Origin of the sequence: Aeromonas sp. R2-3 (assembly GCF_040908375.1) — a bacterium.
Classification (GTDB): domain Bacteria; phylum Pseudomonadota; class Gammaproteobacteria; order Enterobacterales; family Aeromonadaceae; genus Aeromonas; species Aeromonas veronii.
Genome location: NZ_JBFODP010000032.1, coordinates 75321 through 96052, shown reverse-complemented (window position 1 = coordinate 96052; position 20732 = coordinate 75321). Strand labels below are relative to the sequence as shown.

At 58.8% G+C, this 20732-nt stretch carries 16 protein-coding genes; 4 read left to right on the top strand and 12 right to left on the bottom strand.

Annotation, left to right across the window (positions count from 1 at the left end; all coding sequences use genetic code 11):
• Positions 1-21: 21 nt before the first annotated feature.
• From AB5Z02_RS17990 to ygeW, 6 genes are all read right to left on the bottom strand, one after another.
• Entirely contained in the window at positions 22-945 is a 924-nt protein-coding gene (locus AB5Z02_RS17990) for a DMT family transporter (protein ID WP_368216897.1), read from the bottom strand.
• 171 nt (positions 946-1116) lie between these two features.
• Positions 1117-2049, bottom strand: coding sequence for a carbamate kinase (gene arcC / locus AB5Z02_RS17985; protein ID WP_368216573.1), 933 nt, complete (start codon positions 2047-2049; stop codon positions 1117-1119).
• 56 nt (positions 2050-2105) lie between these two features.
• Entirely contained in the window at positions 2106-3527 is a 1422-nt protein-coding gene (gene hydA, locus AB5Z02_RS17980) for a dihydropyrimidinase (protein WP_368216895.1), read from the bottom strand.
• Positions 3528-3632: 105 nt separating this feature from the next.
• Complete coding sequence (locus AB5Z02_RS17975; protein ID WP_201973183.1) at positions 3633-4850, bottom strand: YgeY family selenium metabolism-linked hydrolase; 1218 nt, start codon at positions 4848-4850, stop codon at positions 3633-3635.
• Between the two features lie 139 nt (positions 4851-4989).
• A complete protein-coding gene (gene dpaL, locus AB5Z02_RS17970; RefSeq protein ID WP_368216572.1) occupies positions 4990-6189 on the bottom strand; it encodes a diaminopropionate ammonia-lyase in 1200 nt (399 codons plus the stop codon).
• 137 nt (positions 6190-6326) lie between these two features.
• A complete protein-coding gene (gene ygeW / locus AB5Z02_RS17965) occupies positions 6327-7514 on the bottom strand; it encodes a knotted carbamoyltransferase YgeW (protein WP_043820254.1) in 1188 nt (395 codons plus the stop codon).
• Positions 7515-8124: 610 nt separating this feature from the next.
• On the opposite strand from ygeW, the gene AB5Z02_RS17960 reads away from it, so the two are divergent.
• Positions 8125-8718: a hypothetical protein gene (locus AB5Z02_RS17960; protein ID WP_268012138.1), complete on the top strand. Its 594-nt coding sequence runs from the start codon at positions 8125-8127 to the stop codon at positions 8716-8718.
• A gap of 41 nt (positions 8719-8759) precedes the next feature.
• Here the strand turns inward: AB5Z02_RS17960 and AB5Z02_RS17955 are convergent, their stop codons facing one another.
• Complete coding sequence (locus AB5Z02_RS17955; RefSeq protein ID WP_201973180.1) at positions 8760-9764, bottom strand: Wadjet anti-phage system protein JetD domain-containing protein; 1005 nt, start codon at positions 9762-9764, stop codon at positions 8760-8762.
• 212 nt (positions 9765-9976) lie between these two features.
• On the opposite strand from AB5Z02_RS17955, the gene AB5Z02_RS17950 reads away from it, so the two are divergent.
• The 3 genes from AB5Z02_RS17950 (at position 9977) to AB5Z02_RS17940 (ending at position 12825) form a co-directional block, all read left to right on the top strand.
• The gene (locus AB5Z02_RS17950) at positions 9977-11218 is read left to right on the top strand and encodes an alpha/beta hydrolase (protein WP_201973179.1); all 1242 of its coding nucleotides are present in this window, start codon (positions 9977-9979) and stop codon (positions 11216-11218) included.
• 479 nt (positions 11219-11697) lie between these two features.
• A complete protein-coding gene (locus tag AB5Z02_RS17945) occupies positions 11698-11901 on the top strand; it encodes a hypothetical protein (RefSeq protein WP_201973178.1) in 204 nt (67 codons plus the stop codon).
• A gap of 492 nt (positions 11902-12393) precedes the next feature.
• On the top strand, positions 12394-12825 hold the full coding sequence (locus AB5Z02_RS17940) for a heme-binding beta-barrel domain-containing protein (RefSeq protein WP_320657505.1): 432 nt from the start codon (positions 12394-12396) through the stop codon (positions 12823-12825).
• A 36-nt stretch (positions 12826-12861) separates the two neighbouring features.
• Here AB5Z02_RS17940 and AB5Z02_RS17935 read toward each other — a convergent pair whose 3' ends face one another.
• The 5 genes from AB5Z02_RS17935 to mukF form a co-directional block, all read right to left on the bottom strand.
• Positions 12862-13389, bottom strand: a complete 528-nt coding sequence (locus AB5Z02_RS17935; protein WP_234923643.1) for a hypothetical protein — start codon at positions 13387-13389, stop codon at positions 12862-12864.
• Positions 13390-13547: 158 nt separating this feature from the next.
• Complete coding sequence (locus AB5Z02_RS17930) at positions 13548-13934, bottom strand: septal ring lytic transglycosylase RlpA family protein (RefSeq protein ID WP_201973201.1); 387 nt, start codon at positions 13932-13934, stop codon at positions 13548-13550.
• 258 nt (positions 13935-14192) lie between these two features.
• Complete coding sequence (gene mukB / locus AB5Z02_RS17925) at positions 14193-18620, bottom strand: chromosome partition protein MukB (protein WP_201973177.1); 4428 nt, start codon at positions 18618-18620, stop codon at positions 14193-14195.
• 3 nt (positions 18621-18623) lie between these two features.
• A complete protein-coding gene (gene mukE / locus AB5Z02_RS17920) occupies positions 18624-19343 on the bottom strand; it encodes a chromosome partition protein MukE (protein WP_005345759.1) in 720 nt (239 codons plus the stop codon).
• Entirely contained in the window at positions 19324-20658 is a 1335-nt protein-coding gene (mukF, locus tag AB5Z02_RS17915; RefSeq protein ID WP_368216571.1) for a chromosome partition protein MukF, read from the bottom strand. The genes mukE and mukF overlap by 20 nt, the downstream gene beginning before the upstream one ends.
• Positions 20659-20732 lie beyond the last annotated feature (74 nt).

Sequence of the window (20732 nt, the reverse complement as noted above, 5' to 3'; positions counted from 1 at the left end):
ATTTCGTTGCCGACAATCGACTCAGCCGTGCTTGATGCGAGTCTCCCCCGCCACCGACACCACAGAGCGCTTGCCCTTGCGGCTGATGACGATAAGCGCCAGCACGATAAGGGCGATGCCGCTCCCCTCCACCGGCCCCGGATTTTCACCAAGCAGCCACCATGAGAGCAGCACACCGGTCACCGGCACCGCCAGGGTACTGAGGCTGGCAATCCCCGCTGGCAGTTTTTTCAACACAAACAGCCAGAGACTCCAGGCGATGGCAGTGGCGAAGATGGCGCTGTAGGCGAGCGCACCAAACACATAGGGCTGCCAGTCGATGGGTCGCTCCGGCACCAGCGCCGCCACCACGGCCATCACCATGGTGGCGTAGATCATCTGCCAGGTGGTGAGGGACATCAGATCCACCCCGGGGTGGCGGACATACATCCGCTTGGCGATGATGGCGCTGATCCCCCAGCAGATGCCGGAGGCAATCCCCAGCAGCGCACTCTTCATGGAATCCAAGTGCAACTGCCAGGGCTCGATCACCAGCAGCAGCCCGCAGGCTGCCACCCCGACCGCCAGATAGTGCAGCTTGCGCATCCGCTCGCCGAGAAAGAGCGCCGCGAAGATCACCACCCAGAACGGCATGGTGTAACTCAAAATGGCCACCTTGCCCGCCCCGCCGCTGATCAGGGCCCACTGGGCCAGCCCCACCATGCCGCAGGTCTGGAACAGGGCGATGGCCAGGGTATAGCGAAACGGGGTGGGCTTGAGATAACGGCGGCCACGTAGGGCCAACACCAGCAACAACACCAATGAACCGCACAGGCAGCGCAGGGCGGTGAACTCGAAGGCCCCCGCGTAGAGCATCACCTGCTTCATCACGATCCAGCTGTAACTCCAGATAGCGGTGAGCAGGATCAATCCCACCAGCGCCGCCATATTGATCCTTCCGCTCATTTGTTTGTTACTCACCTCTTGTCACTCATTGCGCCGGGTCTGCTCTCGGCGTCTTGCCCGCGCTTGAAGGCGGCCATCTTACGCCGCTCATCCTCCGCTGACCATGACTGCCCCAAAATGAACAAGGGGGCCGACGGCCCCCGCAATCACACTCAACCCGAGCTGGAACACCTAGCGGCTGATAAGGGTTCCCGTCTTGCCGGCAATGCCGTCGGCAGCCTTCTCCAGCAAGGTGATCAGGGATTTGCGCCCCGGCATGGAGGTCGCGAACGAGAGCGCCGCCTCCACCTTGGGCAGCATGGAGCCCTTGGCAAACTGTCCCTGTGCAATAAAGCTGTTGGCATCGGCCACGCTCAGCTGATCGAGCCACTGCACCTCGGGCTTGCCGAAGTTGATGGCAACCTTCTCTACCGCGGTAAGGATGATCAGCATGTCGGCGTCGATAAGCTCCGCCAGCTTGGCACTGGCCCAATCCTTGTCGATCACCGCACTGGCACCGCGCAGGTGATTGCCCTCGCGCAGCACCGGAATGCCGCCGCCACCGACGGTGATCACCACCTGACCGGCAGCCAGCATGGCAGAGACGGTCTCTTTCTCGATGATATCGACGGGTTTGGGGGATGCCACCACCCGGCGATAGCCGCGACCGGCATCCTCTTTGAGCCGCTCCCCCTTGGCCATCAATGCTTCGGCCTCCTCCTTGCTGAAGAAGCCGCCGATGGGTTTGCTCGGGTCGAGGAAGGCGGGATCGTTTTTATCCACCTCAACCTGGGTCACCAAAGTGGCGACCGGCTTGTGGATGCCGCGTTCAAGCAGTGCCTCGCGCAGGGCATTTTGCAGGTCATAACCGATATAACCCTGACTCAGGGCCACGCAGACCGACATGGGCAGATGGGGCGCCTTGGAGTCATGGCGAGCCGCCACCTCGAACGCCTGCTGGATCATCCCCACCTGCGGCCCGTTGCCGTGGGTGACCACCACCTCGTGCCCTTGGGCGATAAGGTCGGCGATAGTGCCCGCCGTGCTCTGCACCGCCTTCATCTGCTCGGGCAGGTTATTGCCCAGAGCATTGCCCCCCAGGGCCAGTACGATTCTCTGTTTCATCTTGTGCTCTCCAATGATAAGGGTGGGCCGGTGTCATACCGACTCTGTTGTTCTGTCTATTGCTGTGCTGATTGCTGTTCTCTGACCGCTTCGCCCAGCAGTGGATCAAAGGGTGCTCTGGCCAGAAAACGGCCATGACCACGCTGCCCCAGAAACTCGCCATCGCGGGCCACTGTCTCGCCGCGACTGAGGGTCAGCCTGAGCCGGCCGGGGCAGCGCATCCCCTCGTAGGGGCTGTAGTCGCCGTTGTCGTGCAGGGCGGCGTGACGGATTTGGGTCTCGCCACGTGGATCCATCAGCACCAGATCGGCGTCAGACCCCGGTTGCAGATTGCCCTTGCGCGGCCAGAGGCCAAACAGGCGCGCCGGGTTGGCGCTGGTGAGGGCCACGAAGCGGGACGGCGAGATGCGCCCCCCCAACACCCCGTGGGCAAACAGCAGCAGCATCCGGTTCTCGACGCCCGGCAAGCCGTTGGGGCAGCGGCTGAAATCCCCGCCCGAGAGGGTCATGCGCTGGGCGTGGGAGAAGTTGCAGTGATCGGTCGCCACCGTGTCGATGTCACCCGCAGCGATGCCGACCCACAGCTTGTCCTGCTCGCGGCGTGAGCGCAGCGGCGGGCTGAGCAGATAGTCGACTCCGTTCTCCCGGTAGTAGCAGGAATCATCCAAAAGCAGATATTGCGGGCAGGTCTCCACCCAGACTGGCTGACCCTGACGGCGCGCCAATTTCAGATACTCCAGCCCCAGTCCGTTTGAAAGGTGAACGATATAGAGCGGCGCATTGCCCGCCAGCCCCGCCAGGTTGATCATCCGGGCGATCGCCTCCGCCTCGCACTCCAGCGGGCGGCTTTGCGGGTGATACCAGGGCTCATGGTGACCGGCGGCCAATAGGGCCGCCCGGCGCGCCGCGATGGCGGCGTCGTTCTCGGGATGGACGGTGGCAAGCGCCCCCACCTCCTTGAGGCGGGCCAGGGCGCGCAACACGTCGTGATCACCCAGCTTGTACTGGTAGGTAAGATAGAGCTTGAAGCTGCTGATCCCCTCCTCCTGCACCATGGCGGCCATCTCGTGGAGGATGGCGTCATCCACATGCTGGATCACGCCGTGAAAGCTGTAATCGACCACCGCCTGATCGGCGGCATAGTCGTGATAGCGGGCCAGCTGGTGATGCAGGTTGCACCCCGCCGGGCCAAATCCCATGTGATCGACGATGGTGGTGGTACCACCACAGGCGGCGGCACGGGTACCGCTGAAAAAATCATCGCAACTGCGGGCAATGCCGACATCGATGTTGAAGTGGGTATGGACATCGATGCCACCCGGCATCACGTAGCAGCCGCTGGCATCGATCACTTCGGTCTCGCCATCGGGCTGGATAGCGGCGGCTCGCGCGCAGATCACCCCGTTATCGATCAGCAGATCCTGACGATATTCCCCCTGCGCATCGACCAGCACACCGTTTTTGATCAGCCGTTTCATCCCCACCACCTCGAACATCACTTCAAACAGCAAGGCCCCGCCTCAATGGAGACGGGGCACTTTCAACAGCTGGGCGGCGATGGCAGTCACCACCCGGCAGACCCCTTACTTGTCCAGCTCGGCCAGATAGAGCATGGGGATCACGGCGTACATGGCGGCACACTTGACCAGATGCTCTTTCCAGGTCTTCTCGTTCGGGGCGTGGGCTTCCGGCTCTTTACCCGGGCCAAAACCGATGACCGGAATGCCGTGGCGACCCATGATGGAGACCCCGTTAGTCGAGAAGGTCCACTTGTCCACCACCGGCTCCTTGTTGAACAGCTCGCGATAAGCCTTGGAGAGGGTTTTAACGGTGATGTGATCCTCTTCCACCTTCCAGGTCGGGAAGTAGCACTCGGTCGGGTAGACCAGACCGGTGTAGGCCGGACGGTCGTACTGGTACATGGAGACCTCGGCACCGGCGGCTTGCACCGCAGGCAGGGCCCGGATCTCGTCGAGCGCACCTTGCCAGGTCTCTCCCCAGGTCAGACGACGGTCGATGGAGACGGCGCAGCTGTCCGCCACGGCGCAGCGGCTTGGCGAAGTGAAGAAGATCTCGGAGACGGTCAGGGTACCCTTGCCGAGGAAGTCATCGTTGCCGAGGTTGTGGCTGAGCTCCTGCAACTCGCCAAGGATCGGGCCCATCTTGAAGATGGCGTTGTCACCGCGCTCCGGTGCGGAGCCGTGGCAGCTGACCCCCTGCACATCGATGCGGATCTCCATGCGGCCACGCTGGCCACGGTAGATCTGGCAGTCGGTGGGTTCGGTACTGACCACGAACTCGGGGCGGATCTTGCTCTGCTCGATGATGTACTGCCAGCAGAGGCCGTCGCAATCCTCCTCCTGCACGGTACCGGTCACCAACAGGGTGTACTGATCTTCCAGCCCCAGATCCTTGATGATCTTGCCCGCATAGACCATGGAGGCCATGCCCCCTTCCTGATCGGAGGCGCCGCGACCACCGATGATCTCGTGATCTTCCATCCCCTCATAGGGGTCGAAGGTCCAGTTGGCCATGTTGCCGACGCCCACGGTATCGATGTGGGCATCCATGGCGATCAGGTGCGGGCCGTGGCCGATATAGCCCAGCACGTTGCCCATGGGGTCGATCTCGACCTTATCAAAGCCAACCTTCTCCATCTCCTGCTTGATGCGCAGCACGACGCGCTCTTCATCGCAGCTCTCGCTCGGGATGGCGATCATGTCGCGCAGGAACTGACTCATCTCGGCCTTGTACTGGTAGGCCTTCTCCAACACCATTTCAAACGGAATTTGCTTGCTCATTGTGATTCTCCATAACAACTGAGAGTGCGCGGCCTGTTCGTCGGCAGCGCCCTGTGCCCGTTACCGCGCCCCGTTGGCGAGGCGCGATCAATGCTTCAATTCGAGTCTCTGCTCTCGCAGGGATTACTCACAGCCGGGGTTAATCGCAGGCAGGATGTTTGCCTTCCCACACCACTTCCCGGTAGTGCTTCACATCGGTGTCCCCTTCGGTGTTGATGATGAGTACCACCGAGTTGCTATCCAGCCCCAGACGTTCCATCAGCGCCGCGCGATCCGGGTGGTGGCGCACTGCCGCCAGCACGCCGGTACCAACCGAGCCGGACTCACCGGAGATGATGCGGGGGTCATTGCCAAGAGGGTTGCCCAGCACCCGCATGCCCAATGCCGACACCTTGTCGTGGCAGGAGATAAACTGGGTGGTACAGCTCTTGAGCAGCGGCCAACCAAGCGGATTGGGTTCGCCACAGGCGAGACCGGCCATGATGGTGCGCATGTCGCCCCCCACGTTGACCATCTCCCCCGCCACGCCGGAGCGGTAGATGCAGTCGGCCTGATCCGGCTCGACCACGATGCTGTGCAGGTTTTTCGCCCCGAAGCAGTCCACCAGATAACCGAGCACCCCGCCCGCCAGCGCCCCGACCCCGGCTTGCAGCAGCACGTGGGTCGGCTGCCTGATGCCCATATCCTGCATCTGCTCAACCGCTTCGTCGGCCAGGGTGGAGTAACCCTGCATGATCCAGGTCGGGATCTTGCTGTAACCCTCCCAGGCGGTGTCCTGCACTATGTGCCAGCCGCGCTCTTCGGCCATCTTCATGGTCAGGCGCACGGTGTCGTCATAGTTCATGTCGGTGACGATGCACTCGGCACCGAGGTTGAGGATGTGGTCAACCCGCTCCTGGGCGGAGCCCTTGGGCATGTAGACCACCGCATGCTGACCCACCTGCTTGGCGGCCCAGGCAACGCCACGACCGTGGTTGCCATCTGTGGTGGTGGCGAAAGTCATCGGCTCCTTGATGGTGCGTTTGATGAGATCGAATGAGAAATCCTCGATGGCCACACCGTACTTTTCACAGAGCAGGTTGGCGATGGCATAAACGCCACCCAGCATCTTGAAGGCATTGAGGCCAAAGCGCTTTGACTCGTCCTTGACCAATATATTTTTCACCCCGATATAGGCGGCCAGATCTTTCAGGTCGCACAATGGGGTCGGTTCATAACCGGCCAGTTTTTTATGAAAAGCGCGAGCCTTTTGTGCTTCGGCGCGAGAAAACAGCGGAGATGACTCAGCGGTAAAAAAGCGGTTATCGGCAATATCCATCTTCAGCGAAAATTGGGACATGCTTACCTCACTAGGCGTTACCTGACAAAGAGCTGCCTCGCCGGGAGATCCGTTATTCAGATACCACGGGGAGAAAACTCGAAATAATGGGTTCGACAGTGTGGGCAGGATGAATATTCACCCTGCCCTTCCGTTATTTATTTCACCCGCTTTTGCGCCTCTTTAATCAGATTTTCCAGGGTTTCTGCCGGGGCTGAGAATTTACGGGCCATGATCATGGCGGCGATAATATAGGGCTTCCAGCTCGCCTCTTTGTAAGTGGCGATACGGTATTTCTCGAATACCCCTTCGGTTACTTCCCCTTCCTTGCAGGAGACGCCGGAAATATCGGCGGGCAGGCAGTGCATATAGAGCGCCTCGCCCCCCTTGGTGAGCTTCATCATCTCCTCGGTGCAGTGCCAATCCTTGTGCTTGGCGTTCTGCTCAAGGCAGTGTTTCTCCAGATCTTTCAGGCCGGCGTGGTCATTGGCACGCAGCAACTCTGTGCGCTGCTCCATCACCTTGTAGGGGGCCCAGGACTTGGGATAGACGATATCGGCATCCTTGAACGCCTCTTCCATGGAGGTGACCTGACGGAAGCTACCGCCGGATGCCTTGGCATTCTCCTTGGCCACTTCGATCACGTCCGGGATCAGGTCATACCCTTCCGGGTGGGCCAGGGTCACATCCATACCAAAGCGGGTCATCAGACCGATGATGCCCTGCGGCACGGAGAGCGGCTTGCCGTAGCTCGGGGAGTAGGCCCAGGTCATCGCAATCTTCTTGCCCTTGAGGCTCTCCAGGCTGCCGAAGTGCTCCTGCAACCAGGCGAGATCAGCCATCGACTGGGTCGGGTGATCAATGTCACACTGCAGGTTGACCAGCGCCGGACGCTGGGGCAGCACGCCCTTCTCGAACCCTTCATCCAGTGCGGCGCCCACTTCGCGCATATAGGCGTTGCCGGCGCCGAGGAACATGTCGTCACGGATGCCGATGGCATCGGCGCAGAAGGAGATCATATTGGCCGTTTCACGGACGGTCTCGCCGTGGGCGATCTGGGATTTGCCCTCATCCAGATCCTGCTGGGCCAGACCGAGCAGGTTCAGTGCAGAGGCGTAAGAGAAGCGGGTTCGGGTGGAGTTATCGCGGAAAACCGAGATACCGAGCCCGCTGTTAAACAGTTTGGTGCAGATATTTTCGGCGCGCAGTGTCTTGAGGGATTCGGCCAGTTTCAATACCAGCTCCAGCTCCTGAGGCGTTTGCTCCCAGGTCAGCAGAAAATCTTTTTCATGCAGGTTGGATTTGAGTGCTCTGATCTCTTTGATTAATTCGTTAACTGCTTTCATCGTTCGCCCCAATCATTGGATGAGATATGGATAGCTCCCCTTTCACTCACGATGTCACCAGCATCCCGGTTGTGGGTGAGCGCGTCGGTTAGCGTCGATATGAGGCAATCAATAACCATGCCAAACCAATAAAATGCAGGCAGATATTAATAAATGGCGAAAGTGTGTGATCCCACCCACAAAATCAGCGGCTATTTAAGCGGTTTATTCAATAAAAAGGTGAGCGGATCAGCCAAGCCATAAAATAGCCGGGTGATAATAATCAGAGGCGATATCTCGGCATCGGTGAGAATTATCATCAAAGGTCAGTTTCAGGGGCTGAAATGATATCAGCTGGGCTGTCGTTATCATTATGATAATGCCCGCAACACCTTTTCTCTTGGAAGGATCTCTCCAGCGTTGACACTGCTGCTATCTCGTCTCCCCTTCGCTCCCCGCCCGTATCACCTCTCGCCTTATCTTCCGGCCACATCGCTGGGCGCGGTTGGCCCAAGGTGCTAACGTGAATACGCCAGCTGTGCATCTGTCTCGGATGCTCAGGAGAGGCCGACGTTCACTACCGCAACTGCGCGGATGAACCTGCATGACTTACATCTTTGAGGGATTATCTATGTCCAGGAATGCTGCTCTGCTCATCACCCTGACCCTGCTCGGTATCACCCCTGCCCACGCCATCAGCGCCAAATATGCCGAGCAGCTGGAGCGCTCCGGTTGTACCCAGGTTACCGAGGCGCAGGGCTGTGACATTCACAAAACCAAAGCGGAAAATGCCAAGGCGGGATTTGGCACGGCCGCCCCAGCCGCGGAGGGCGGTCTGGATCTGAGCTATGAGCAGAAGCTGGAGCGCTCGGGCTGCACTCAGGTGAGCGAGCTTAATGGCTGCGATATCAACAAAACCAAGGCTGAGAACGCGGCTGCCGGTGTTGGCAATGCTCCGGCCGCGGCAACCAGCGCCAGCCCCTATGCGGGCAACTGGATCGCCACCTTCCCCCAAACCGGCGCCACCGTGGCCAATATCCGCATCGATGGCAAGGATCAGGTATGGGTCAACGACAAGAAGGTCAATGCCAAGAAATCCGATGGCGCGCTGGTGTTCAAGGATGGCATGGTCATCTACACCATTCAGGGGGATCGCCGCATCAAGGGTGAAGATGGCTGGGTCGATAATGATGCCGGCACCAAGGGGCCCATCAACGCGAAGTAAACAGCTGACCACGAAATGACGGGGAGCGCGGGCTCCCCGTTTCACACCTGATTGCCCATCTCTTCCAATGACCAGATCCGCCAGTGAGGGGCCAGAATCAATACCTCCTGCTCCAACCAAGTCCCGTCTGTGATCAGTTTCTCAAGCCAGGGAACGCCTGCCGACGCGCCATGACCATCAACCTGATCAGCCTGCGTCGTCAAACGCCAGGGCACCTTGCCACTGTCCGTTGCAAAGGTGCGCACCGGACGGGCATAGTGATCCAGATAAGGCCGCAACTCACAGGGAAGCCAGAGCATGGCCGGTCGATTTAGCTCACGCGCCAGCTCGATGGCAATATCGATACCCCGTTGATCGAGATCACCAAAATGGGCCCACTGCACGCCCGCAGGCAGCAGCGGGATCAGCTGTTTGGCCAGGGTAGTATTGCGACCGGGGGCAAAGAGCAGCAGTTGCCCGGGTTGCAGCGGGTAGTCGACAAAGGCACCCTTGTTCTCCACCGTAATGACCCGCTCCCCTTGCCAGCCGATGGCCGCCAGCATGTCCATAGTCCGCTCCGGCAACGCCAATTCCCCCAGCAGCGCCAGCATTGCCGTCATATCGTGCTGCTGACCCTGCTGATCGACCAGTGAGAGCGGTTCGAGGGTACGGATGCGGATCACCTCATCTTGAGTTAGCGACAATTTCGCAAGCAGTGGCGCGGCAAGGGATGCTGATCGCGGATGCTTGCTGTCCCCATGCCAGAGGGCATAAAAGCAGGCCTGATTGAGCCGTGCAGGCAAACTCACTCCCATTCGTTGCAGCTGCTCCCCCTTGTCCGGTTCGGGGGGCGCAGCCCGTGCCAGTTGTCTGGTCAGAAAAGTCCGCCCCGCGTCGGTCAATATATGACGGGAACTGCGCCCAACTGACTCGACTCCGCCCACAGCCTGCAGCAACTCCTTCAACTCGCGGCCATGCCGACTCTCAAGGGAGCTGCCCTTCTCGTTCTGGCTATCGAGCAACCGTGCACACAAATCCTGTACCCGCACCTCATTAAACAGCGACATCCTCACCTCTCCATGTGGCTTCATATGACGAAGTAGAGATGATTTTCCCTGTCATTACCGTGACCGGCTTCGCAAGCGGTTCTTATCAGCCCCGCCATGCATGGCCCGTTACTGGTAAACCCGCCACAAAGGGCGCAAGCTGGTTTGATATAGAGATACACTGCGCTCTTCGCGGCACGACAACGCGATACCCGCTTTCACAAGGGCTTGCCATGACCGACGCCACAGACCCCTCGCCATCCTCTTCCTGGCATCTTTCGGATATCCGCGAGCTGGCGCACCTGCTGACTCTGGCGCTGCCCGCCGCGGTAGAGATCACTGAAGCGGTACATCAGGCGGTACTGAGCGGTATGGGGCTCAAGGGACGGGATGAGGGGAAGACATCCAGGATCACCGGACTGGTCTACAAGGGGGTACATGGCACCGCCAACAACCTAAGCAGCGGCATCAACCATCTGCTCAGCCGCCTGCCAGCCACACCGCCGCCCCACCAGATCCCCGAAACCCCGAAACGCGCGGCCCTGATCGCCACGCTCAACGGCGTGTTGGGGGACAAGCTGGTTGAGCACCACAATGCTCTCGCCACCCCCATGACCCTGCGCTATCAGGGCAAGCCCCTCGATTGGCAGGCGATGCCAAAGGATCTACCCCGCGAGGGACGGGTGCTGCTGATGATCCATGGCCTCTGCATGAACGATCTGCAATGGCAGACCGAGCATCAAGGCAAACCGGTCAATCACGGAGAGCAACTTGCCAACGCGCTTGGCTATCAGCCTCTTTATTTGCGCTACAACTCGGGCCTGCCCATCACACAAAACGGGCAGCAACTTGCCCTGTTGCTGGAGCAGTTGCTCGCCCACTGGCCGGGAGAGCTCAAAGAGATAACGATAATGGGCTACAGCATGGGGGGACTAATTGCCCGCAGCGCCTGCCAGCATGCCGGCGTGGCCGGGCTCACCTGGCCTGCGCACCTTGCCAACCTGATCTTTCTCGGCACACCACACCACGGCGCGCCGCTCGAACATGCCGGTCACTGGCTGGAGCAGTTGCTGCCCGCCACAGCCTACAGCGAACCCTTCGTCAGACTGGCGCGGCTGCGCAGTGCTGGCATCAAGGATCTGCGCCACGGCAAGGTGATCGATGAAGTGGCCCAACCCGACCCCGCCGCGCCCTTGCGCGATCCCCGCGTCCCACTCCCCTTGCCCGGTGGCGTCAACTGCTATGCCATCGCCGCGACCACTGCCGCCAAGCGCAGCCTGCTGGCCGACCGGCTGATTGGCGATGGACTGGTGCCGCTACGCAGCGCCCTCGGTCAGCACAGCGAGGCGCGCCATCAGCTTGCCTTCCTGCCCGCCCATACCCTGATTGTCTATCGCACCAGCCATATGGCTCTGCTCGGCAGCCCGCAGGTTGGCCAGCAACTGCTGCGCTGGCTCAGCCCCTTGCAGTTATAGCGAGCTGGCTATTAAAGCAACAGAGTGCTGGTTCATAAAGGAGCCCTGTGGCACTCTGGGACGTCAAAGGGAAGACCCACACTGACACCTCATGTGTCCCCACTGCAAAGGAGCGCCACCGATGGCCAAAGCAAGCAAGAAAGAGATCAAAAAGAAGATCGCCGCTCGTCTTGAGAAAATTGCCAAGCATGAAGGCAAGATCAAGAAGCTGAAGAAGGCCCTGAAGTAGGGCCCATCGCATAAGAAAAACCGCCAATAGGCGGTTTTTTCATCCCCCTTTCGCCCCTTTACCATCGTTTTGATACCAATGGCCTTGATGTAAACGCCTCAAGCGCACCTCGGCAGAACAACCCGACTGAAGCCACGCACGTTCTCATCGCTGATATTTGGTCTAACAGCGCCAATCGGGCGCCGCGCGCGCCCATGCCAGCAACTACCTTCAACGGAGTGTTTGATATGAGCCAGCAGTGGAGCGCCATATGTTCTCTTACACCCTCACCTTCAAGGAAGATGTCGATCGCCTGACCGCCCCCGAGCAGGAGGTCTCCTTGCAAAGCCCTGCCCAAGCGGGCGATTTCCTTATCCTCTCCGACGGCAGCCGCCATCAGGTGATGTTTGTCACCCACAGGGCCAACTACAGTAGCCTCTATCTCGATAAAGGGGTCAGGGTGCCGCAGAGTTAGTGGCTATCGCCTTCAATTGATGGGGCTGAGTGAAATATTCACGCCGGAGACATAATGATCATCGCATCATGTCAATGTTCCTTTATCGCTATCACGATATATCTGAGGAAGCGCGATGAAAAAATACAACATTGTCTTATATCAAATTCAATTTATTTAGCCACGAAAAAGCAAATCATACCTCACAAAAACGAACCACCATCACTCAATATCATTGACCACATCCTTGGTGCGTTATAACAATTACTTTGCTGAACATATTTATTCGCAAGTCATTATTAGTGATGGAGTTATCATAATGAATAAAGTTATCTTACCCATAGCATTAATTACCTGTGCCACGCTCGCTCACGCAGAGTCCAGCACTATTATCAACGGTCTGGATTTTGGTCCATTAGCTCAGTTGGCTGGCACATGGAAAAGCACCGATGCTGGTGGTGTAGATGTAGCACCCGGCCAGGAGGGTAGCAAAGTTGGCAAAGGGGGGCGGCAGTGGAACCCTTTTACGAAGTCATTACTTTTGAACCGGCAGCCGATGCTAAAAATGCCAGCGAACAATATCTGGTAGCCATGTATTACAAACAGGAAGTATTCAGAAAAAGCGATAATGGGAAATTTCATGACCAACGCGGCTATCTGATTTATGACAAGACTAATCAGCTTGTTTACAACTCATACTGTATACCCCGTGCAGTCTGTGTGGTCACTGAAGGCAAAGCGGGTAACAAAATCGAGTTCAAGACGGGCAAGCGCGGTATTGCGGAAAGCAATTATATGACCATTAATGATTCCACCACGGATTTCTCGATGACTCTGGACTTCTCAGAGAAAGATCTTCTCAAATACAGTCAAACCACCAACCTGATGGTGTATGGCAAGCCATTCGCACACTCCGATAGTGCATCCCTGACCAGAACCAATTGATGTTTCATAGCCAAGGTATTCATTACCTTGGCTTTTTTATATTCGTCGATAGTCTATCCTGATGGCATCCCTATCCCACTCGGGATTGAGCACACCGGCATACCAGAGTGTCAGAATGACATCCATCTGATTGTTATGCTTCACAACCTTGCCGCTCTTACAGGCCGAGATCACCTCCAGCCATAACTGCTCGGGATTAATCGGTTTGGTAATATCCTTGTGTGACAATAAATCAATGGCAGCCAACACATATTCTCTGGTTTTGGTCGCAGCTACATAATGAACTGGCATGATGCAACTGATACAACCAAGACTGCAAAGAGTCAAAAAAGTTACCTTTGGATTATTTTTGAATTTTCCTGTACTGATATCACCACCAAATGCTTCAGCAATAGCCATATCCCAGGCGGTGGCATGCCCATAATTATTCTGCACCATCAGATGAACAGCTCTCAGCGCTGCACCACCATATTTACCATAGATAATCATCACTAATCCCTCCGTTTGCCCCATAGTAAGGCCGAACAGGCGAGATAAGCTAAAATAAATATCAATCACGATCATCGATTTTTTCCATTGATAACAAATCCATTTTTAGCTGAATTAAATATTGATCCATGTCAATGTTATATCTTTATCTACCGAAAGGCTGACTGGTCGATGTCAGCCTTCCAATATCATTCATCAACATCCATTTTCGTGTATAAACGGGTTCACCCAGCCTAGAGCACCTCTATTTTTACTTTGATAATCCCGTCGCGAATATTGCCGATGGAACTAAACGCAGATTTGGAGAGATCGATAATACGTCCCCTTTTAAAAGCGCCGCGGTCATTGACCTTGACCACTACACTCTTGCCGTTGGCGAGATTGGTGACCCGCACCATGGAGCCAAAGGGCAATTCCATATGGGCGGCGCTATTGAGGTTGTTGCGATAGCGCTCGCCGCTGGCGGTCTTTTTGCCGTGATAGCGGTCAGCATAATAGCTGGCATAGCCGGTTTCGCTATAGCCGCGCCAGCTGCCGCCGTGGCTCTCGTCATAACGGCTGCTACAGGCCGCCAGCAGCAGGCAAAGAGATAACAGCAGCCCTTTCTGGAAATGTTGCACCTTTCCCCTCTCCTCTCTTCTTCTTTTCGCTATGCGCAATTTTTCTTCTTCGATACGGCCGGTGACGCTGGCGACACGTTTGCAGGCGGGAGCTCTCACCTTGCCATCGGTCCAAGGCACTCACCATGTTACTCGCCTTGTTGTCAGGCAGCAGCGACCGTGCGGCTACTTTGCCATATCTTCCATGTAAAAAGGGAGGCAAATGCCTCCCTTTCAACTAGTTACCGGTCATCCCGTGTCGGATGGGCCAGAGACCTCTCAGGCAATCAGCTTGTCGTCGGCAAAGCCGAAGCCGCGCAGACCCACCACATGCACATGCTCGTGCTTGCCCTGCACCTTGCGGATGAGCTTGTAGGTGGTGCCCTTCTCGGGGCTGATGTTCTCGGGCGCCGCGATAAGCAGCTGCATATCCTGCCGCTCGCACAGCTCGAACAGGGTGGCGATGGATTTGCCATCCAGACGGGCCGCTTCGTCGAGAAACAGCAGACGGCAGGGGGCGATATCCTTGCCGCGCAGACGGCGGGACTCCTCCTCCCAGCTGATCAGCACCATCAAGAGGATGGCCTGACCGGTACCGATCGCCTCGCCGGTGGAGAGCGCACCGCTCTCGGCCCGCAGCCAGCCATCGGCGCCGCGCTGCACCTCGATCTCCAGCTCCAGATAGTTGCGATAGTCGAGCAGCACGTCGCCCATCACCTGATAGCTGCGATCGCCCTGCTCGATCTGCGGGTTCAGGCGCTGGAACAGCTTGGCCAGCGCCTCGGAGAAGCTGAGCTCCTTGTCGGCGAACAAATCATTATGCATGGAACTCTGATCCGCCAGCGCCGTCAGCAGACGGGTATGGGCCTCGCGAGTATTAGCACTAAGACGTACCCCGCGAACCAGACCGAAAGCGATGTTTTGCAAGCCCTGGTTGAGCACCCGGATACGGTTCTGCTCGCGGCGTATGGTGTTGGTGAGTTTCGCTGCTACCTCATGGGAGGAAAGCGACAACTTTTCTTCTCGTAGTTTCAGTTCATCGGCCAGACGGGCCAGCTCGATCTCCATCTCTTCGATCGCTTCCACCGGATCATCGGAGCGGATGATGTCGTTGCGGATGCGATCTTTAAGGAAACGGTAGACCTGCACATAGAAGGCCACCTTCTGCTCGGTGTTGCGGTTGCCCTCGGAGAGGCGCAGCGCATCGCGCAGATCTTCGTCGTGCGCTACTGCAAGCCGCAGGGCACCGAGCGCCTTGTCTGACATGGATCGCAACTCGTCGCTGTCAAGGTACGCCAGCTCGCGCTTGTTGAGGCGCTTCTCGACGTCGGTCTCCCGCGCCAGCCGCACCACCCGCGACCAGTTCGCCTTGTGACCAACCAGAGATTTACGAGCGCTATAGTAATCCCTGCTCTCCAATTTGAGCCGCTCGGTAAGACTCTCGATATCTTTCTTGCAAAACCCTAACTGCTGCACAGCATGATTACGCCGACTGCGAGTTCGTGTGAGTAGCTCATCTGTCTCCTGCTTATGGGCTCGTGCCTTCTCTTCCATATCTGCAGAGAGAGTAAGGCCCATGGCCGCCAGCTCCTGCTCGAACTCGGTCAGGGTCTGGCGCTTGGCCTCGACACTGGAGTTCAGCGCGGTGCGCAGCTGCAACGCCTCGGTGTGGCGCTGGGCAATCTGCTTGTGCTGCTCGCCAGCGGTGCGGGCTGCCAGCTCGGCCGCTTTCAGCTTCTCTTTGAGTCGCTCGCTCATCTCGGAGGCCTTGCCCAGCAGGTCTTGCGCATCCTGATAGGCAAAGTGCGGCAGACGGGCCACCAGCTGATCGAGGGCGTAGCAACGGCGCTTCTGCTCGGCCAGCAGGTCGCTCACCTCATCATAGGCAGCCTGCAGCGCGGCCAGATCCTGCGGATCCTGACGCAGCACCTGCACCATGGTTTCCAGTTTTTCCAGCGACTTGCCGTGCGTAGCGATAAAGGCTTCGGCCTGTTTCAGGGCTTCCACATCGGCGTGAGCCGCCTCGAGGCGGGCCGCCAGATCAGTCTCGGCAAACAGGTGGGCAAAGGGCAGCATCCCCTGCACCAGCTGGATATGGCGGGTCAGCTGGGCGGCCGCAGCTTTGGCATCACTCAGCTGCTTGTCGCACTCGCCGATAGCCCCTTGCAGCGCGCGCAGTTCGGCCTGTTTGGCTTGCACTTCGGCTTCCGGGTCGGGGCGGAAGGCGATATCCAGATGCTGGCCGATAAAGTCGCGGAAGTGACCGTAGAGACGGTGGTACTTCTGCTGCTCGAAGGCGGCCTTGGCGTAACCCTCGATCAGCCCTTCGCGCTCAAGGTCGAGCTGCTCGATCCGTTTTTCCCGCGCAGCGCGGCCAAACAGCGGCAGCTCCGGGTAGCGGGAGAAGCGCACCTGACGCTTGCTGGTGCGCACCAGCACGGCATCGCCCAGCTCGTCGGCTTCCACCAGATCCTCGTCAAAGGAGTCGGGGTTACCCTGAATCAGGTAGATATCTTCGGGGCAATCTTCCAGCTTTTTCAGCCGCTCGATGGCGCCCTCAAGGTCGAGCACCACCAGGGCGCTGCGAGCCGGGCCATAGAGTGCGGAGTAGTAAGGGGCATCGTCGATGGAGATGTCGTCATAGACATCGGAGAGGAGCACGCCCCCCACCTGCTCAGCAATGCGGGCAAGACGCGGATCCGCCTCGCCAGCACCCAGCTGCAGGTTGCGAATTTGCAGCTCCAGCGCCTGTTTCTGCGCCGCGATGCGATTGCTCTCCTGCTCGAACTCGCGCTCCATGTCGAGCACTGTCTGCATACCGGCCGAAAGCTCTTCGGCAGTGGCGAGCGGCAGGCCGCTCTGCTCGCGCAGCTGCTCGAGTTTTTCAAAGGATTTGAGCCAGCGCGGCGCCAGCTTGGTCAGCTCCGCAATATCGCGACCCAGCTGGGTGCCCTGATGCTCGAGGCTGGCGCGGCGTTGGTTCACCTCCGCCTGCTGCTCGGAGAGCTCCTCCTGACGGGTGCGCTGGGCTTCGAGGAAGATCTCCAGCTCATCGCTGCTGGCAATCAGCTGGCCAGAGGCCTGCTGCAGCTCGTCGCGCAACTTGAAGAGACTCTTCTGGCTTTCGCTCTCTTTCTCGAGGCGAGCCAGCGCAGCGCGCAGCCCCTGCCCCTGGGCAATACGGGCCTTGTCTTCGATGTGACGCTTGAGCAGCGCCTGCGCGGTGGGCCAGGCGGCCTCGCGCACTGTTTCCGGAGCGATGCTCAAAAGCAGCGCCAGCGCCGCTTCGTGCTCGGCTACCGCTGCCTTGGCCAGCGCCAATTGCTGCTCGGCCCCCAGCACCCGGCTGGTGAGGCTCTGCTCGGCTGCGCGGAACTGGTGCAGGGTGTCGCTCGCCTGCTCGGCGGTCAGCCCCGGCAGCTCGCACTGCTCGCGGGCAGCATCGAGGGCCTGCACCGCCTGACGGTACTGGATGGCGCGGGTCTGCTGGATATCGAGCGCCTGCTGGTAGTCGGCCAGCTGGGTCTTGAGGCTGTCGACTTCTGCCTGTGCCAGCTCCTTGCGCTCTTCCACCTCCAGCAGCTGGCCGTGGATCTCCTCCACCACCGCCTGCTGCTGTTCGAGTTTGTCAGAGAGATCCGCCAGATCGGCGCGGTACATCTCGATCTTCTTCTGCAAGGAAACCGCCGCCATCACCTTGGCCAGATGCTCGGAGGCAGACTCCAGCTCGTCGGTCAGCAATTTTTCACGGTTGGTGAGCTGCTCCACCTCGTCGGCCAGATAGATGGCGCGCTGTTTCTCTTCGGCCAGAATACGGCGCTTGTCCGCCAGCTCCTGGCGCGCCTTGAGGGCCAGCTCGGAGAGGCGACTCTTCTCGGCAGCGTTGCGCACATAGTCAGCGGCCACATAGTGGGTGGTCTCGGTGATCAGGTTCTTGAACAGATCCCGCTGACCCTGGGTCTCCTTGATGGCATCCAGCGTGCGGCGGTTTTCATAGATGGCCGCCTCCATATCCTTGAATACCCTGCGCATGTCGGAGTTTTCCGGCAGCAGGTATTCACGCAGGGAACGGCTGATGGACGAGGAGATACCGCCATAGAGGGAGGCTTCAATCAGGCGATAGAATTTGCCGCGATCTTTTTGATCCCGCAGCTTCTTCGGGGTGATACCGAACTCGAACATGAAGTTGTGATAGTCGGTCACCGTATTGAACTTGGCGACCTTCAGTGCACCAAGATTCGCCGCAGCCCGACTCAAATCGGTAAAAGCTCGAACCTTACCCCGACCGTCATCCAGTTTTTCCATGAGCAAGTCGGTTGGCACCAAATGTTCTGGCACATCAACCAGCGCAAACGGGGTGATATTGACCTTGCTGTCACGATTGAGAATCTGCTCTAAATGGACACCGACCCAGATCCGCTGCTCGCGGCTATTCATCACTTCCAGCAGCGAGTAGCAGGGACCCCGCTGCAGCTTGCCGTAGAGCCCCTTGTCACGGGAGGCGCTGCTCGATCCCGCTTCCGTGGTATTGCGGAAGTGAAGCAGTGACTGGTCGGGGATGAGCGCTGCGATAAAGGCCGCCATTGTGGTGGACTTGCCCGCGCCGTTGCCGCCGGAAAGAGTGGTGACCAGCTGGTCGAGATCGAAGGTCCGGGCAAAGAAGCCGTTCCAGTTGACCATAGTCAGGGATTTGAACTTGCCTCGCACCGGTTATACCTCCAGATCCAGTTGTTCTTCATCGAGATCCGCCTCGATGTCATCAAAGAGCGAGTCGCTGCTCGGCATTTCGTCGTCGTGGAAGATGGCTTCACCCTCCTGGATCATCCGCAGCTGAACGGCGCGCGGATCTTCATCGGAGCGCACATCGGCGGCGAAACGGAACACCGATTCGTTGACCCGGAATTTATCCCCGTTGCCAAGGGCGGTGATCATGCCAAGGCGGCGCAGACGGCGCATGGAGGTACGGATCTTTTCGAGCAGCTTCTTCTTGTCGAGATCGGTACCGCCGGAGCGGCTGTTGACCATCCGCAGCAGCTGCTTCTCGTCGGCGAGGCTCAGCACCTCTTCTTGCAGCTCAGCCATGGCGAATACCCCTTCCGAAGCCAGACGATCCGGACTCAGGTAGAGGTAGCAGAGCACCTTGCCCACCAGCATATCGAGCTCGGAGAGCACAGTGGTGCCGATGTCGGAGCTCGGGCGCGGGCGCAGGTAAAAGAAGCCTTCCGGCGCCTTGATCAGCTCCACCTGATAGCGGCCGTAGAAGATCTCCAGCTCGCTGTGATATTCGACCAGCGCCGAGTGCTGCTCGAACTCGTCGGCACTGATGTGGCGACCGGAGCGCAAGGCGGTGTCGATGCGCGGAAACAAGGGGTTGGCAATCGCCTCTGCGAGCCTCAGCGGCAAGGGAAACTCAGTATTGATCAATGACATAGGCCTGAACCTTGGATCCAGCTTGGTTAATGGGTTTCCATGCGGGTTGGCGATGCAGTTCGCGCTCGCCGCTGGCATGGCCCAGGCGCACGGCCTGGTCGATCAGAAGACGCGCCACATCGAAGTGGGCATGGGCCGGGTAGTCCAGCAGGTATTCCCGCAGCACATCGGCCAGATCCAGCTGCTGGCCCTGCTCGGGGTAGCGGGCCAGATAGCGCTCGATGCGCTCCGCCAGCTCCTGGTTGATGTCCACCATCTCCATGTACTCCATCTCGAGGGGCACCTCGCCGGTCACCTCCTCGTCATGAATAGCGATGGTTTCGTCGCGCAGCTCCAGCAGACGGGGCTCCTCGGCGATACGCAGCAGCCAGTTGTGCTGCTCGAAATTGCGGATGGAGTCGCGCAGCCGCTGGCTGAAGGCGCGGTTCTTGTCCATGTCGATGGCGTTGCGGATAAATTTGTGGACGTGCCTGTCGTAGCGGGACCAGAGCTCGATGCACTGCTGACCCCAGCTGGTGATGACGTCAAGACGACCTTGCAAGGCGTGAGTCAGCTCCTCGACGTGGAACAGATCGTCGCGCCCCTGCGCCGCTTCCTGAATGTTGAGCAGTCCCGCCTGCAGGCGGTGGCCAGCAGCATCCAAAGTATCTTGCAGCTCGCGCAGGGTCTGGCCGGTCTCGTGCAGCAGCTTTTCGCAGCTGTGAATGGCATCGACCCAGTTCTGGGTCAGCAGGGCCGCAATCTCGCTCTTGACCTGATTCTGCTGCTCATCCATGGCGCGCTGGGTGAGATCGATCCGCCCCAGCGTCTCTTCCAGCGAGAAAGTGAGGCGCGGCAGCACCTCGGCATCCCACTGCTCGCGGGTGTTGGTCTCAAGCGCCGCCTTGCGGGCGGTGTCGAGCTCGGAAGCCAGGTGCTCGAGCAGGATGGAGAGCTTGATGGAGTCAACCTGACGCTGATCCATAAAGAAGTCGACGATGCTCACACCCAGGCGCGACAGGCGGTAGAGGCTCTCCCCCGCCACCATGTCGGTGTTGAAACGCGACAGCAGCTGCTGGCGAATGAGATCGTTGATAGCGTTGTTGGCGCGACCGGTGAGGGTCTCGTCCATCTGGCCGAAGGCGCTGCTGACATAGCCAAAGGCATCGTGCAGCGCCGCTTCCGACAGGTCCGACTCATCTTCGGACAGGGTCTTGATTGCAATCAGAAAGGCCAGCCGGTCGGTCGGCAGGCTCAGCGCCAACCCCTCCTGCCTGACCCACCCTACTAGCTCCGGCAAAGAACGCTCTGGCAGGGTACGGGATGTACTCATCATGATGTTGTCATCTCGTTGTTGTATTGGGCGCAAAATCATGCGCGCGGCTACATCCGGTAGCATCGAAAACATGG